Origin of the sequence: Streptomyces sp. SID8352 (assembly GCF_009862265.1) — a bacterium.
In the GTDB taxonomy this organism is placed as follows: domain Bacteria; phylum Actinomycetota; class Actinomycetes; order Streptomycetales; family Streptomycetaceae; genus Streptomyces.
The window spans coordinates 1-16,569 of record NZ_WWGX01000053.1 but is presented as its reverse complement, the minus strand read 5'-3'; the positions used below and the strand labels follow the sequence as shown (position 1 = coordinate 16,569).

Here is a 16,569-nt window from a genome sequence, read left to right as displayed (position 1 = left end):
GGCCGCCGGAGCCGCCCTGGGCCCCCGACGACGGCCCCGAGCCTCCGGAGCCGTACTGGGCCCGGAGCCGTACTGAGGCCGATCCGGGCTCCCGGAACCTGATCCGAGGCCGCGGCGGGAGCCGGGGCAGGGGGCCGCCGAAGGGGCCGGGGCCGGCCCGGCACCCCGCGCCACCCGGGCCCACCGCGCGACCTCTGTGTCCCCGGCCCCGCCGGCACCGCCCGGCGCGGTCCCCGCACCCGCCCGGCGTCCCTCCTCCGCTCCACCCGCCCCGCGCCCGGCTCCACCCCGCCCGCGCCGGAACGAGGATGACGGGCCGTCGAGCGGTAACCCGCCCGAATATGGGGTATGGGCCCATTAACCCCACAAAATCGGACAAGGGTGGGGGTTCGTCGGCCGGGGAGGTGAGGCGTGTGACCGACATGGGGGACGGCTGCGCGGAGTGGGTCTTTCCCGCGGCGCCGGACGCGGTGCGGACCGCCCGCGCGTTCGTCCGCCGTCAGTTGCGCGACTGGGGGCTGGCGCCGGTTGGGGATCTGACCGTCCTGCTCGTCAGTGAGCTGGTCACCAACTCGCTGCGGCACGCCACCGGTCCCATCGGGGTGCGCCTGGTGCGCCCCTCGGGTCCGGCCTGGGTGCTGCTCGTCGAGGTCTCCGATCCGCAGCCCGAGCTGCCCCGCGAACGCGTCGCCCGCCCCGAGGACGAGGGGGGCCGGGGGCTGTTCCTGGTGGCCACCGCCTCCCGTCGCTGGGGCGCCACACCGGGCGACGCGGGCAAGACGGTCTGGTTCGAAGTCGCGGCGCCGCGATGACCGCCCCGTCCGCCCGGCCCCGGACCGCCCGCCCCGTGCCCGCCCGGCTCCGAGCCACCGGCTCCGGGACCGCCCGCCCCTTGTCCGCCCGCCCCGTGCCCGCCCGGCTCCGAGCCGCTCGCTCCGTGCCCGCGCGCCCCCCGGTCCGCGTCCGCCCCGCCCCGCGGCCCCCGGCCGCCGGCCCCGCGTCCGCCCCGCGCCCGGTCGCCCGCTGCCCCGCGCCACCCGCTCCGGGGCCGCTCATTCCCGTCCCGCCCCGCGGCCGTTCCGGGCCGCCGCCGGGCGCCGCGCGGGTCCGTCCGCCGCCCGGGGGTACCCGGTCCGGCGGCCCCGAGGGGTACGTGGAATGGTTCAGGCCAATGGCAGTTGTGGCGCCGCGTGATTCGACGGCGCTTCCGTTGGTTAGAAGACTGGAAGTGCTGTCGCGGTCCGGACCGAAAATCATCGGGACCGTGCTGTGATCGTGAACACCGTGTTGCGCGGCCCCGTAGTGCTGGATACTGCGGGCAGCCGCCCTCGGTGACCGGTGCCGGACGCGGTGAGCTGGAGGGGACGGTTCGCGTGAGCGAGATACCAGCGAGGGCCACGGGCTCCGAGGGCCCGTCGGGCGCCGCGCCGCCCGGTGACGCCGTGTGGCGGAGCAGCCCACCCGGCTCCATCTACGACTACGTCAAGGTCGCCTCCTTCTCGATCGGCCCCGACGGACTCGTCGACCAGTGGAGCCTGCGCGCCGAACAACTCCTCGGCATCCCGGCCGAGCACGCCATCGGCCTGGACCCCATCGAGACCTTCATCGATCCCGATCTGCGCGGCCGGGGCCGGCGCAAGATGGCCGAGATCCTGGACGGGCGGGAGTGGACCGGCGTCGTCCCGTTCCGCGCGCCGCCCGCCGACGGGGAACCGGCCCGGCCCGGACCGCGCGGCCGCCGCGAGCCCGTCGGGGCCAGGGGGCCGCGGGACCGCCGGGCGTTCCGGGAGGGGCGTGCCGAGCGAGGGCAGCGGGGGCTCGCCGAGGTCTATGTGATGCCCACGCTCACCGAGAGTGGCGAGAGGGCCGCCGTCTGCATCGTCGTCGACGTCCGCGGGCTGCGCAGCATCGAGACCGATCTCGCCGCCTCGCAGGCCGTTTTCGGCCAATCTCCGTTCGGCTTCCTGCTGATCGACCCCGACCTGCGGGTCCGCCAGGTCAACCAGCAGTTCGCCTCCGTCTTCGGCGGCACCCCGGACGACCACCGGGGCAGGGGGGTGTACGACTACCTGCCGCGCACCGAGGCCGACCGCGTCTGCGCCACCCTGCGCCGGGTGCTGGAGAGCGGCGAGTCCGTCACCGACATGCACGTCACCGGGCACCTGCCCGGCACCGACGAGCGGCGCCACTGGTCCGTCAACCTCTACCGCGTGCACAGCGGTTCGGGGCGCCCCATCGGCATCGCCTGGCTCGCCACCGACATCACCGCCCGCCGCGCCGCGGCCCGCGAGGCCGCCGCCGCCCGCCGCAACCTCGCCCTGCTCAACGAGGCGGGCGCCCGCATAGGCAACTCCCTCGACCTGGAGACCACCGCCCGCGAACTCCTCGACGTGGTCGTCCCCGGCTTCTGCGACCTGGCCACCGTCGACCTCTACCAGGGGCTCCTGGTGGGCGACGAGACCCCGCCCGGCCTCGCGGACGGCAGCGCCGAACTGCGCCGCGTGGCCTTCTCCAGCGCCGTGTCCGACGTCCCGTTCCTCGGCACCGGCCAGCGGGTCAAGCTCGGCGCGGTCCACCACTACCCGTTCAACTCGCCCTGCGCGGACGCCCTGCGCACCGCCCGGCCGCGCTCCGTGCCGGCCGAGGACGGCGGACTGGTGCAGTCCAGCCTGGCCGTTCCGATGGTCGCCCACGACACCGTCGTCGGACTCGCCCAGTTCGCCCGGACCAAGGGCAGCGAGCCGTTCGGCGACCGGGACCGAGACCTCGCCGTGGAACTCGCCGCCCGCGCGGCGGTCTGTATCGACAACGCCCGCCTCTACCGCCGTGAGCACGAACGGGCGCTGATCCTCCAGCGCTCCCTGCTCCCGCCCGGCGACCCGGAGGCGTCCGGCCTGGACATCGCCTGCCGCTACCTGCCCGGCAACGCGGCCACCGGACGGCCCAGCGAGGTCGGCGGCGACTGGTTCGACGTCATCGAACTCCCCGGCCACCGCACCGCCCTCGTCGTCGGCGACGTGATGGGCCGCGGACTGCGTGCCGCCGTCGCCATGGGGGAACTGCGCACCGCTGTGCGGACCCTGGCCCAGCTCGACCTGGAACCGGCCGAGGTCCTCTCCCACCTGGACGAGATCGCCCGGGGTCTCGGCGCCCCCGGCGGCCCCGCCCCGGCCTTCGGCTCCGCGCCGGGCGTCCGGCAGGCCACCCGGTCCGCGCGCCGCCCCAGGGAGGCCGACCTGGCCGAGGTGTACCTGGCCACCTGCGTCTACGCCGTCTACGACTCGGTCACCCGCCGCTGCACCTTCGCCAACGCCGGCCACCTCCCGCCCGTGCTGGTCGAGCCCGGCGAACCCGCGCTGATGCTGGACGTGCCGCCGGGCATGCCGCTCGGCGTCGGCGGCGAGCCCTTCGAGGAGGTGGAGGTCGAACTGCCCGAGGGCTCCCTGCTCGCCCTCTACACCGACGGCCTGGTCGAGAGCCGGGACCATCCGCTCGACGAGGGTCTCCAGGCGTTCGTGGGGGCGCTCACCGATCCGTCGCGGCCCCTGGAGGACGTCTGCGACCACGTCCTCGACACCCTCAACACCCATCACGGCGAGGACGACATCGCCCTGCTGATGGCCCGGGTGCAGGGGCTGCCCAGCGAGTCCGTCGGCGACCGGACCCTGCCGCGCGAGCCGCGCAGCGTGGGCCGGGCCCGTGAGTACGCCCGGGAGAAGCTGTTGGCCTGGGGCCTTGAACCCCTGGTCGACACGACCGAGTTGCTGGTCAGCGAGCTGGTCACCAACGCCCTGCGCTACGGCGAGGGCGAGATCAGGCTCCGTCTGCTGCTCGACCGCACCCTGGTCTGCGAGGTCTGGGACGCCGGGCTGGTCCAGCCGCGCCGCCGCCGGGCCCGGGACACCGACGAGGGCGGCCGGGGCCTGCAACTCGTCGGACTGCTCAGCGCGGCCTGGGGCTCGCGCCGTACGCCGCGCGGCAAGACCGTGTGGTTCGAACTCCCGCTCCCCGGCGGCGACACCCGCCTGGCGGACCCGGCCGAGGCCCTGATGAGCCTCTTCTGACCCTCCGTCGCAACCGGAACACCCCGCCGCCCCGTCCTCACCCGTACCACGGGGCCGAGGACGGGGGAGGACGGGTCATGACGGAGCACACCGGACCGGGCACGGACGGGGAGGGCGCCGCCGACGGCCGCCTCCCGCTCCCCCCGGGCCGCTCAGGCCCCGCTCCCGACCGCGCCCCGGAGCACACGGCCCCCACCGGAGCCCCGGCCGACGACACCGGGACGACCGCCCCGAAGGCCCCCGCCGAGCACGCTGCCCCCGCCCCGGCCGACAGCGCCCCCGGGGAGGCGGTCTTCTCGGTGGCGTCGGCCCGGTCCGGGGTCGGTGACACCGCGTCGGGTGTCCCGGCTTCCGTCGCCGACGCTGCGGCCGTGGCCCCCGCTCCCGCTGCCCCCGCCCCGGCCGACAGCGCCCCCGGGGAGGTGGCCTTCTCGGTGGCGTCGGCCCGGTCCGGGGTCGGTGACACCGCGTCGGGTGTCCCGGCTTCCGTCGCCGACGCTGCGGCCGCGGACACTGCTTCCGCCCCGGCCGACGCCGCCCCGGGGGGCGGTGCGCCCCGCTCCGGAGCCCCCGCTCGCGCCGGGGCCGGTGACACCGGGCCGGATGTCCCGGCGCCCGCCCCCGCGCCCAACGCGGCGCCCGCCACCGGGACGGCCGCCGTGCCCGCCGATGACGGACCGGCCGTCCCCGCCCCGGCCGACGGCGCCCTTGGAGCCGCGAGGCCCGCCGGGTCCACCGCCGAGGACACCCCGGGGGCGCCTCCCCGCACCCCGGACCACGGGACCGCGGAAGCCACCGCCCCCGAGACCGACGGGGCCACCGCCTCCGCCACCGCAGCCGCCGACCCGGCCCGTGGGACCCCGGAGCCCGGCGCCGGGGCCGTCCCGGGGGACACCCCCGGGAACGCCGACGCGCCTCCCCCTTCCGGCGGCCCCGAGGACACCCCCGCCGGGAGCGCCCCCGCACCCCGGCGCCGCCCCCGGCTCCGCCTCCTGCGGCGGATCGCGCTCGGCGCGGTGCTCGTCGTCCTGCTGCCGCTCCTCGCCGTCGAGACGGCCCTGTACGCGAACGGCACCGGCACCCCCGCCGACGGCACCCTCACCCGCGGCCGGGACGCGCTCTGGCTCGGCCACGCCTGGGTCGACGGGCGCCGGGACGCCGCCGACCTGGACGCCCTCGCCCGGCGCCTGAAGGGCACCGGCATCCGCGACCTGTACGTCCACACCGGGCCGCTGGAGCACGACGGCACCCTGCCCCGGGACCGCTACCCGGCGGCCCGCCGGCTGACCGAGGCGGTGCACCGCCGGCTGCCCGGCGTCCGCGTCCAGGCCTTCCTCGGGGACGTGCTCGCCACCGAGGATCCCGACGGGATGCGGCTGGAGCGGGCCGCCACCCGCGCCGGGATCGTCCGCTCCGCCCGCGAGGTGCTGGACGGCGCCGGATACGACGGCGTCCACCTCGACCTGGAGCCCCTGCCCTCCGGCGACGGGGACTTCCTCGCGCTCCTGGACGACCTGCGCGCGCTCACCCGCTCCCGGGACGCCCTGCTCTCCGTCGCCGCCCACCAGATCGACCCGCTCCCCGGCCTCCACGTCCCCTGGAGGGCCGTCACCGGGCACCCCAAGTGGTGGACGCAGCGCTTCTTCGGCCAGGTCGCCCGTCGCGTCGACCAGATCGCCCTGATGTCGTACGACACCATGCAGCCGCTGGCGGCCACCTACCGCGGCCACCTCGCCCAGCAGACCGCGCTCGCGCTGGAGGCCACCCCGCCCGGCACCCACCTGCTGATGGGCCTGCCCTTCTTCCACGAGAACCGGTTCGGCCACTGGAACCACGCCGAGACCGTCCCGGCCGCCGTGCGCGGCATCCGGCTCGGGCTGTCCCGCACGGACCCCGACCGCGCCCTCTTCGGGGTCGCCCTGTACATCGACTTCGCCGCCACCGAGGCCGACTGGGCCGGGTACCGGGACGGCTGGCTGGGCTGACCGGGCGTTCCCCGTTCCGCCGCACGGGTGGGGTTGCCCCGGGCCCCCGCCGTGCCTCCCCGGCCGGCGGAACCGTTTCCTCTTCAGTGGGCCGCACAACCGTCCGGATACGAATGATCAACTCCTCGTACCGCCGGCAGTGGTCACGCCGGAGCCGCCCTCCGCGCCCGTGGCCACCCCGGGGCCGGTCACCAGGCAGTGATCAGCACGCCCGCGGCCCTCGGAGGTAGCGCAGATGTCCCACGTCGGTGTCGGACCGCGAACGGTGTCGCGCCCGGTCGTCCTCCTCACCGCGGGAGTGCTCGCGGTGCCCGCGCTGGCCGGCTGCGACTCCGGGAGCCCCGCCGCCCGCCCGGCCGCCCGGCAGGACATCGCCTCCGCCGACCGGGCCCGGATCGCCGACGGCGGCACCCTGCGCTGGGCCGTGGACTCCGTGCCGGAGACGCTGAACACCTTCCAGTCCGACGCCGACGCGACCACCGGCCGCATCGCCCAGGCCGTCCTGCCCGCCATGTACCGGACGGACGCCGCGGGCCGCCCGGTGCGCGACGCCGACTACCTGGAGTCGGCCAGGGTCGTCGCCACCGAGCCGCAGCAGGTCGTCCTCTACAAGCTGAGCCAGCAGGCCGTCTGGAGCGACGGCCGGGAGATCGGCGCCGCCGACTTCGCCGCCCAGTGGCGCGCCCTGTCAGGCAGGGACAATGCCTACTGGACGGCCCGCAACGCCGGGTACGACCGCATCGAGAAGATCGAGCGCGGCGCCGGGGACCTGGAGGTGAAGGTCACCTTCAGCCGCCCCTACGCCGACTGGAAGTCGCTGTTCACCCCGCTCTACCCGAAGGACGTCATGGGCACCCCGGACTCCTTCAACGACGGGGCCCGGCGCACCCTCAGGGTCACCGCCGGGCCCTTCGCGCTCAAGAAGGTCGACACCGGGCGGGACGAGGTCGTCCTCACCACCAACCCCCGCTGGTGGGGCGCCCCGGCCAAGCTCGGCTCCATCGTGCTGCGCGCCCTGCCCCGCGAGGACCGCGTCGCCGCGCTGATCGCCGGGGAGGTCGACCTCGCCGAGGTGGACGCCGGCACCGCCGACCAGGTCACCGGCGCAGCCGCGCCCCCGGGCCCCGCCCCGGACACCCCGCTGATGGGCCCGCGGGCCACCCCCGCCGCCGGGTCGGGCGGCTCCCCGCAGGCGGGTCCGGAGCGCCGGACGGCGGCCGAGGACCTGCGCTCCTGGGCCGTGGCCAACGGCTCCGACGAGGAGGCCGCCGAGCGGGAGGCGCTCGCCCGCGAGGAGCGCGGCCGGGTCCTCGCGGCCCACGAGGAGCGGCGGCGGGCCCTGAGCGGCTTCGAGATCCGCAAGTCGCTGGAGCCCGCCTACACCCAGCTCGCCCTCAACGGCGCCGACGGTCCGCTCGCCGACGAACGCGTCCGCCGCGCCGTCGCCCGCGCCCTGGACCGGGGGCAGCTCGCCCGCGCGGTGCTGAAGCCGCTGGGCCTGCCCGCCGAGCCGGTCGGCAGCCATCTGGCGCTGGCCGGGCAGCCCGCGTACGCGGACAGCAGCGGCGCGCTCGGCGGCCCGGACGTCAAGGAGGCGCGGGCCCTGCTCGCCGCCGCCGGATGGGTCCCCGGCGGCCCCGTGGAGGAAGGGACGGAGAAGGGCGAGAACGCGGCCGGGGCCGAGGGCCGCGGGACCCGGGACGGCAAGGACGGCGGGAAGGACGCGGACGACGGCGGCGACGACGGCACGTACATCGTCGGCGAGGACGGCACCGACGACCGCGACGGCGACCGCCCCGGCCGCGGGGCGGCCGGGGGAGAGGCCGGGACCGGGGGAGAGCCGGCCGACGGCGGGACCGGCGGCACCGGCGACGGCAAGAGCGGCACCGACGACAACGACGGCGACCGCGCCCGGAACTCCGCCCAGGGCGGCGCCCCCGGCGCCTACGCCCCGCGCGGCACCGCCGCCCCCGCCGGTTCGGCGAACCTCCCGCTGGCCAAGGACGGCAAGGCGCTCACCCTGCGTTTCGTCGTCCCCTCGGGACCCGGCTCCGAGGCGCTGCGCACCGTCGCGGACCGCATCTCCGGGATGCTGCGGAGGATCGGCGTCGGCACCGACATCACCAAGGTCCCGGACGAGAGCTACTTCAAGGACCACGTCGCGGCGGGCCAGTACGATCTCGCGCTCTACTCCTGGCCCACCACCGCCTTCCCCGCCACCGACGCCCGCCCCATCTACGCCAAGCCCGTCCCCTCCGCCGACGGCTCGCTGAACGTCGCGCAGAACTACACCCGGGTCGGCACCGACCAGGTCGACCAGCTCTTCGACCAGGCGCTGACCACGCTGGACGACAAGGCGCGCGGCGCCCTGCTGCGCAAGGCCGACGCGCGGATCTGGGCGGCGGCCGGGTCCATCCCGCTCTACCAGCGCCCCCAGCTCGTCGCGGCCCGCAAGGACCTCGCCAACGCGGGCGCCTTCGGCTTCGTGACCCCCGCCTACGAGGACATGGGCTATCTGGCCAAGGGCGCCGGGGGCCCGGCCCCGTCGGCGGGGGGACGGACCGGGGCCGGGGGGTCCTGACGGCCCCGCCGGGGCACCCGCACCGCCCGCGACCTGCGCGCATCCGCCCCGGCACACCCCATCCGGCGATGCCCCGTACCATGGGGTGAGGCCGTGGCATGTTCTGCCCGGCAGGCTCCGGCACAGGGATGTGCGCGCGGGCCGACATCACACTCCGGGAGTACGCCTCATATGGCCACGCGCCACGACATTCGTAACGTCGCCATCGTCGCCCACGTCGACCACGGCAAGACCACCATCGTCGACGGGATGCTGAAGCAGGCCGGCGCCTTCGCCGCGCACCAGCTCGATACCGTCGACGACCGCATGATGGACTCGAACGACCTGGAGCGTGAGAAGGGCATCACGATCCTCGCCAAGAACACGGCGGTGAAGTACCACCCGAAGGACGGCGGGGACCCGATCACGATCAACATCATCGACACCCCCGGCCACGCCGACTTCGGCGGCGAGGTCGAGCGCGGTCTGTCGATGGTCGACGGTGTCGTGCTCCTCGTCGACTCGTCCGAGGGCCCGCTGCCGCAGACCCGCTTCGTGCTGCGCAAGGCGCTCCAGCGGCGGCTGCCGATCATCCTGTGCATCAACAAGACGGACCGCCCCGACGCCCGCATCGACGAGGTCGTCAACGAGACCTACGACCTCTTCCTCGACCTGGACGCGGACGAGGAGCAGATCGAGTTCCCCATCGTCTACGCCTGCGGCCGGGACGGCATCGCCTCGCTCACCAAGCCCCAGGACGGCCAGGTCCCGCCGGACTCCGACAGCCTGGAGCCCTTCTTCAACACCGTGCTCCAGCACATCCCGGCCCCGGTCTACGACGAGGACGCCCCGCTCCAGGCCCACGTCACCAACCTGGACGCCGACAACTTCCTCGGCCGCATCGCGCTGCTGCGCGTCCACCAGGGCGAGCTGAAGAAGGGCCAGACCGTCGCCTGGATGAAGCGCGACGGGTCCGTGCAGAACGTGCGGATCTCCGAGCTGATGATGACCGAGGCGCTCACCCGCAAGCCCGCCGAGCGCGCGGCCCCCGGTGACATCTGCGCCGTCGCCGGCATCCCGGAGATCATGATCGGCGAGACCCTGGCCGACGTGGAGAACCCGGTCCCGCTGCCGCTGATCACCGTCGACGAGCCGGCGATCTCCATGACCATCGGCACCAACACCTCCCCGCTGGTCGGGCGCGGCGTCTCCGGCAAGGGCGCGGACGGCAAGGGCTCCGTCAAGGACCGCAAGGTCACCGCCCGTCAGGTCAAGGACCGCCTGGACCGCGAGCTGATCGGCAACGTCTCGCTGCGCGTCCTGGACACCGACCGCCCCGACGCCTGGGAGGTGCAGGGCCGCGGTGAGCTGGCGCTCGCCATCCTCGTCGAGACCATGCGCCGGGAGGGCTACGAGCTGACCGTCGGCAAGCCCCAGGTCGTCACCAAGGAGGTCGACGGCAAGGTCCACGAGCCCGTCGAGCGCATGACGGTCGACGTGCCCGAGGAGCACATGGGCGCGGTCACCCAGCTCATGGGCGTGCGCAAGGGCCGGATGGACAACATGTCGAACCACGGCTCCGGCTGGGTGCGCATGGAGTTCGTGGTGCCCTCCCGCGGTCTGATCGGCTTCCGCACGGAGTTCCTCACCCAGACCCGCGGCACCGGCATCGCCCACTCCATCCACGAGGGCCACGAGCCCTGGTTCGGCAACCTCACGACCCGCAACAACGGTTCGCTGGTGGCCGACCGCTCCGGTGCCGTCACCGCGTTCGCGATGACGAACCTCCAGGAGCGCGGCGTCCTCTTCACGGACCCGGGCACCGAGGTGTACGAGGGCATGATCGTCGGTGAGAACTCCCGTGCCGACGACATGGACGTCAACATCACCAAGGAGAAGAAGCTCACCAACATGCGGTCGTCCTCGGCCGACATGACGGAGACGATCGTGCCGCCGCGCAAGCTCTCCCTGGAGCAGTCGCTGGAGTTCTGCCGCGACGACGAGTGCGTCGAGGTGACCCCGGAGGCCATTCGCATCCGCAAGGTCAAGCTGGACGCCCGCGAGCGCGCCCGCGCCGCGAGCCGCGCCAAGCACGGCTGATCCCACCCGCCGCCGGAACCGGCGGCGCGCGGTGGAGCCCGGGTACCCCCCGCGTGGGGGTGCCCGGTTTTTCCTGCCCGCGCCCCGGCCCCGGCTCCGCGCCCGTCGTCCGCCCCGGCCCGCGCCCGTCCGCCTCCGAGGGCCGCGCCCCCGGCCCGGTGCCCGCCCGCCCCCGGTTCCGGCCGCCGCGCCGCGCCGCCGCCGCGCCGACGTCCGCCCGCTCCCCGCTCCGGCCGGTGGCCGCGCCGCCGCGTGCGCCGTCCCGGGGCCGGTGCGCGCCGGGCACCCGCCCGTACCAGGGCAACGGACCCGATTCCGTCGTCTTCGCGTCACAAACACTTTGTCCAGATTGGGGAAGGGATCCCCGCCGTCCGTGACGCAATTGAGATTTTCAGACGGGTGGTCGGCCTTCCGCTCATGGCAGATAGTTAGCCGCGTACCGCTCGGGTCAACGGGTCGCGCGCTGCGGGGACAGTGCCGGACCCGCGAGCACCAGGGGGCGTCCGGCCGTCCGTCAGGGGCGCCGGGAGCAAGGCGCCGCCCCCTCCCTGTCGGTGAGCACGTGGAGTCCTGAGGAGGAGCCATGCGTGGTGTCCCGCACAACGGACGGGTGACCCGGGCCCGGTCGGCCACCGCCCCCCACGGCGCCCCGGACGGCGCCCGGTCCTGAGCGGGCGCGCGGGCCCTCTGCCCCGGACCGCCGACGTCCGGCCCCGGCTACGCGCGTCCGGCTGCGGGAACACCCCCTTCCCCGGCGGCCCCCGGCATGTCTTCCCGGTCCGTTCCGCGGTCCCGCGCCCCCCGCGGCGACCGGCGGTTCGGCACACCCGCATCGGCGAGATGGGCGGATCGTGACAAGTCCCACCGACATCGAGGGCGGCGCGGCCCCGGCCGGCGGCGCGCCGGAGCCGGACGGCCGGTCCGCCGGACCCGGAGACTTACCGGGCCGTTCGCCCGGCCGGCTGATGTGGCTGCGCTTCCGGCGCGACCGCGTCGGCGTCGTCTGCTCCTGGATCGTGCTGGCCTACTTCGCCGTCGCGGCGCTGGCGCCGCTGATCGCCCGGGCCTACGGCAAGAACCCGTACACGCTCTACGGCCAGGACCCCGAGTACAGCACCGGCCACCCGGTGCTCGACGAGTTCGGGCTGCCGCTGGGGTACTTCGGCGGGGTGTCGGGGGAGCACTGGTTCGGCGTCGAGCCGCAGTTCGGCCGCGACGTGTTCACCATGCTGCTCTACGGCATGCGCACCTCGCTGTACATGGCGCTGGGCGTGACCACCCTGCTGATGGTGACGGGGGTCCTGGTCGGCCTGGTCGGCGGCTACTTCGGCGGGCGGACCGACTACCTCCTCGGCCGGGTCACCGACTTCTTCCTCTCCTTCCCGCAGCAGTTGTTCTTCATCGCCTTCATGCCCGTGGTGACCTCGTTCTTCGTGGACCCGCGGAGCGAGACGCCCACCTACTTCCGGGCGCTGGCCATCCTGATCGTGCTCTGGCTGCTGGGCTGGACGGGCATGGCCCGGCTGGTGCGCTCGACCGTGCTGTCGCTGCGGGAGCGGGAGTTCGTGGAGGCCGCCCGGGTCGCCGGGGCCTCCCCCTGGCGGATCATCCGCAAGGAGATCCTGCCCAACGTCGTCTCCCCGATCCTGGTGCAGTTCACCTACCTGCTGCCCAGCACCATCCTCAGCATCGCGTTCCTCTCCTTCGCCGGGGTCGGCTTCGTCGAACCCACCCCCGACTGGGGCCGGATGTTCGCCACCGGGGCCAAGGTCGCCGAGCAGGACCCGGCGTTCATGTTCTTCCCGGGCGTGGCCCTGGTCGTCTTCGTCCTCTGCTTCAACCTCCTCGGGGACTCCGTGCGCGACGCCCTCGACCCCAGGTCCGGCCGCTAGCGGGGGCGGTGGCGCGGGCCCGCGCCCGGTGTCCGCCGCTCCACGCCGGAGGTACCGCCGCCCGTCCCGCCGCCCGCGCCGGGCCCCGAGGGGCCGGGCCCCTTCCGTACCGCCCCCTCCCGAGCCGGGCCGTACCCCGTTCCGGGACGCCGGGCCGTGCACAGCGCAGCTCCAGTGGCCAACCCACCCGACAGGAAGGTGCACCCACCCCATGAAGACGCTCCACTCCCGCGCCGCGCGCGCCGTCGTGGTCGCGCTGGCGGCCGGTTCGCTCGTCCTCACCGGCTGCTCGGAGAACAAGGGCGGCGGCTCCGGCAAGGACGCGAGGAAGGACCAGAAGGAGGCGGCCGTCCAGTCCAGGGCCGTCGTCTACGGGGACGCCGCCGCCTCCGCCGGCCCCGCCGAGGAGGTGCCCGGCGCCAGGAGCGGCGGCACCATCAAGGTCTACCAGGAGCAGGGGCTCTCCCACCTCGACCCCGGCCAGATCTACGTCTCCGACGCCCGCCAGCTCTCCGACCTGATCTTCCGCGGACTCACCGGCTTCCAGGAGGACGACCGGGGCAACGTCTCCGTCGTCGGCGACCTCGCCACCGACGCCGGCACCTCCTCGCAGGGCGGCCGGACCTGGACGTACACCCTGAAGGAGGGGGTGAGGGACCAGAACGGCGCGGCGATCACCTCCGCCGACGTCCGGCACACCGTCGAGCGGATGTACGCCAAGTTCGTCTTCGACGGGCCGACCTACCTCCAGAACTGGCTGAGCGGCGTCGGCTACCGCTCCCGGCTCCCCGGCGGCGGCTACGACGGCAAGCACCTGCCGGACTCCGTCCTGGAGACCCCGGACGCCCGGACCGTCGTCTTCCACTTCGACCTTCCGCGCCCCGACCTGCCGCAGACCCTGGCCATGGCGGGCTACTCCGTGGTGCCGCGCAGGACCGACACCAAGGAGAAGTACGACAAGGCCCCGGTCGCCACCGGCCCGTACCGGATCGCCGAGTACAAGCCCGGCAAGTCCCTCCGGCTCGTCCGCAACGAGCAGTGGGACCCCGCCACGGACGCGATCCGCCACCAGTACGCCGACGGCTTCGACTTCGACTTCGGGATCACCGAGTCCACCCAGACCAAGCGCCTGATCGCCGACCAGGGCGAGGCCAGGAACGCCATCCAGTTCACCAACGGCGTGGAGGCCACCCGGATCCAGGACGTCATCGGCGACCCGTCCGTCCGCAGGCGCACCGCCAAGGGCTACCAGCCGTTCGTCATGACGCTGACCTTCAACCTCGACCGGGTCGGGAACAAGAAGGTCCGCGACGCCGTCACCCACGCCGTCAACTCCAAGTCGCTGATCGCGGGCGAGGGCGGCGCCTACGGCGGCGACGTGGCGCCCAACCTGTTCGCCCCCACCCTGCCCGGCTACGAACCCGGCTACGACCCCTACGGACGGCTCAAGGCGCCCGCGGGCGACCTGGACCGGGCCCGGGAGCTGCTGAAGGACGTGCCCGCGGCCGAGAAGAAGCTCGTGCTCGCCTACCGCAACACCGAGGTGGGCCAGAAGCGCAAGGTCGCCGTCGAGGACGCGCTGCGCAAGGCCGGGATCGAGGTCGTCGCCAAGGAGATCGACGGGGCCAGCTTCTACGAGCAGATCGGCCGGCTGGACAACCCGTACGACATGTACATCACCGGCTGGGCGCAGGACTGGCCGTCCCCCGGCACCGTCGTGACCCCCATCTACGACGGCGAGCAGGTCGCCGACGGCAACTCGAACTACTCGCACCTGAACGACCCGCACGTCCAGGCGCTCATCAGGAAGGCCCTCACCCAGGAGCCGGCGGAGGCCGCGGCCACCTGGCGGGAGGCGCACCACTACATCCTGGAGAAGGTCAACCCCGCCGCACCGCTCTGGTACGCCAAGCAGTTCCAGCTCTTCGGGTCGAACATCGGCGGGGCCCGCTACGGCGTCGTGGCCAGCTACATCGACGTCAGGCGGCTGTACCTGAAGTCGTCCTGACCCCGCGGCCGAGTGCGGGGGCGCGCGCCGGGCCGGGCGCGCCCCCGGGTTCCGTGACCGCCTCCGACCACCTTCCGAGAGAGCAGCCGCCCCGCCATGCTCCAGTTCATCCTCCGGCGCGTCGCCGGCGCCGCCGTCACCCTGTTCCTGATCGGTGCCGCGACCTTCTTCCTGTTCGTCGCCGCCCCGTCCGACTACGCCTCGCTGGCCTGCGGCAAGGACTGCTCACCCACCCGGCTGGCGGAGATCCGCGAGGCCCTGGGCCTCGACCTGCCCGTCGTCCAGCAGTTCTGGCACTTCATGTCCGGCATCGTCACCGGCCGCGACTTCCCCGACGGCCCCTGCCCGGCGCCCTGCCTGGGGGAGTCCTTCTACTCGGGCGAGCCGGTCTGGGACATCATCAAGGACCGCTTCCCGCTCACCCTGTCGCTGACCGCGGGCGCCACCGTCGTCTTCCTCGTCGTCGGACTGGGCACCGGCACGCTCGCCGCCTACCGCCGGGGCTCGGCCGTCGACCGGGCCGCCACCGGCGCCTCCATGGTGCTCAGCTCCTTCCAGATCTACTTCCTCGGCCCGATCGCCCTCTCGGTCCTCGTCTACGGCACCGGCCTGATGGAGGACCCGAAGTACGTCCCCCTCACCGAGGACCCGGTCGGCTGGCTGACCGGGCTCTCCATCCCCATGGTCGTGATGGCGACCATCTTCACCGCCCAGTACACCCGCATGTCGCGCTCCTCGCTGATCGAGCAGCTCGCGGAGGACCATGTGCGCACCGCCCGCGCCAAGGGCATGGCGCGGCGCCACGTCTTCCTCCGCCACGCCTGGCGCGGCTCGCTGATCCCGATCGTCACCATCCTGGGCATCGACCTGAGCAGCCTGCTCGGCGGCGCCGTCGTCACCGAACTCACCTTCTCCCTCCAGGGCATCGGGCGGCTCGCGGTGGACGGGGCGACCACCAAGGACCTGCCCCTCACCATGGGCGTCATGCTCGTCGGCGCGCTGGTGATCCTCGTCGTGAACATCGTCACCGACGTCGTCTACGCCTGGATCGATCCGCGCGTGCGGCTCTCCCAGGGGGCCGGGGAGCGGTGACGGCGGCGACCGGGGGTCTGGGGAGGGCCCCGCGCGGGCACCCGTGGAGGGAGGACCGTCCCGCCCGGCGCGCGGGACGCGCCCGGACGCAACGAGGCGTCAGGAATGAGGAGTCATGAAGGAAGAACGCGTCCTCCCCGCCCCGCGCGGGTCCGCTCCCGGCACCCCGGGGGAGCCGCTGCTGGTGGCGGAGGGCCTGACCAAGCACTTCCCGGTCAAGGGCGGCTTCCCGGTCCGGCGCACCGTGGGCCGGGTGCAGGCGGTCGACGGCATCGACCTGACCGTGCGCACCGGCGAGAGCTTCGGGCTGGTCGGCGAGTCGGGCTGCGGCAAGTCGACCACGGGCCGGCTGATCACCCGTCTGCTGGAGCCCACCGCCGGGAGGGTCGTCTACCGGGGCCAGGACATCACCCACGCGAAGCGGCGGGCGCTGGCGCCGATCCGGTCCGAGATCCAGATGATCTTCCAGGACCCGTACGCCTCGCTCAACCCGCGCCAGACCGTGGGCAAGATCATCTCCGGGCCGATGGAGATCAACCGGATCGACCCGCCCGGGGGCCGGGAGAACCGGGTCCGGGAACTGCTGGAGATCGTGGGCCTCAACCCCGAGCACTACAACCGGTTCCCGCACGAGTTCTCCGGCGGCCAGCGCCAGCGTATCGGCGTGGCCCGCGCCCTGGCCCTGGAACCCAAGCTGATCGTCGCCGACGAACCCGTCTCCGCCCTGGACGTCTCCATCCAGGCCCAGGTCGTCAACCTCCTCCAGAAGGTCCAGCGCGAACTCGGCATCGCCTTCGTCTTCATCGCCCACGACCTCGCCGTCGTCCGCCACTTCTCCGAACGCGTCGCGGTCATGTACCTCGGCAAG

8 protein-coding genes and 1 pseudogene are annotated in these 16,569 nt (G+C 74.3%); all 9 read left to right on the top strand.

The features are described from left to right. Positions 1-422 precede the first annotated feature (422 nt). Entirely contained in the window at positions 423-812 is a 390-nt protein-coding gene (locus GTY84_RS18100; RefSeq protein ID WP_237532353.1) for an ATP-binding protein, read from the top strand. Between the two features lie 561 nt (positions 813-1,373). Next, positions 1,374-4,064 carry a SpoIIE family protein phosphatase gene (locus GTY84_RS18095; protein WP_161227322.1) on the top strand — a complete coding sequence of 897 codons (2,691 nt, stop codon included), beginning with the start codon at positions 1,374-1,376 and terminating at the stop codon, positions 4,062-4,064. A gap of 968 nt (positions 4,065-5,032) precedes the next feature. Continuing rightward, a pseudogene (locus GTY84_RS18090) lies at positions 5,033-6,049 on the top strand (glycosyl hydrolase family 18 protein); the annotation flags it as partial. A 235-nt stretch (positions 6,050-6,284) separates the two neighbouring features. Beyond that, on the top strand, positions 6,285-8,630 hold the full coding sequence (locus GTY84_RS18085) for an ABC transporter family substrate-binding protein (RefSeq protein ID WP_161227321.1): 2,346 nt from the start codon (positions 6,285-6,287) through the stop codon (positions 8,628-8,630). Positions 8,631-8,801: 171 nt separating this feature from the next. Further along, positions 8,802-10,709, top strand: coding sequence for a translational GTPase TypA (gene typA, locus GTY84_RS18080; RefSeq protein WP_161227320.1), 1,908 nt, complete (start codon positions 8,802-8,804; stop codon positions 10,707-10,709). An 851-nt stretch (positions 10,710-11,560) separates the two neighbouring features. After that, positions 11,561-12,601, top strand: coding sequence for an ABC transporter permease (locus tag GTY84_RS18075; RefSeq protein WP_265295294.1), 1,041 nt, complete (start codon positions 11,561-11,563; stop codon positions 12,599-12,601). A 211-nt stretch (positions 12,602-12,812) separates the two neighbouring features. Next, positions 12,813-14,609 carry an ABC transporter substrate-binding protein gene (locus GTY84_RS18070; protein ID WP_202551324.1) on the top strand — a complete coding sequence of 599 codons (1,797 nt, stop codon included), beginning with the start codon at positions 12,813-12,815 and terminating at the stop codon, positions 14,607-14,609. 96 nt (positions 14,610-14,705) lie between these two features. Next, complete coding sequence (locus GTY84_RS18065; protein ID WP_161227319.1) at positions 14,706-15,701, top strand: ABC transporter permease; 996 nt, start codon at positions 14,706-14,708, stop codon at positions 15,699-15,701. Between the two features lie 115 nt (positions 15,702-15,816). Next, positions 15,817-16,569: dipeptide/oligopeptide/nickel ABC transporter ATP-binding protein (locus GTY84_RS18060; RefSeq protein ID WP_161227318.1), on the top strand; the 753-nt coding region annotated here is incomplete at its 3' end.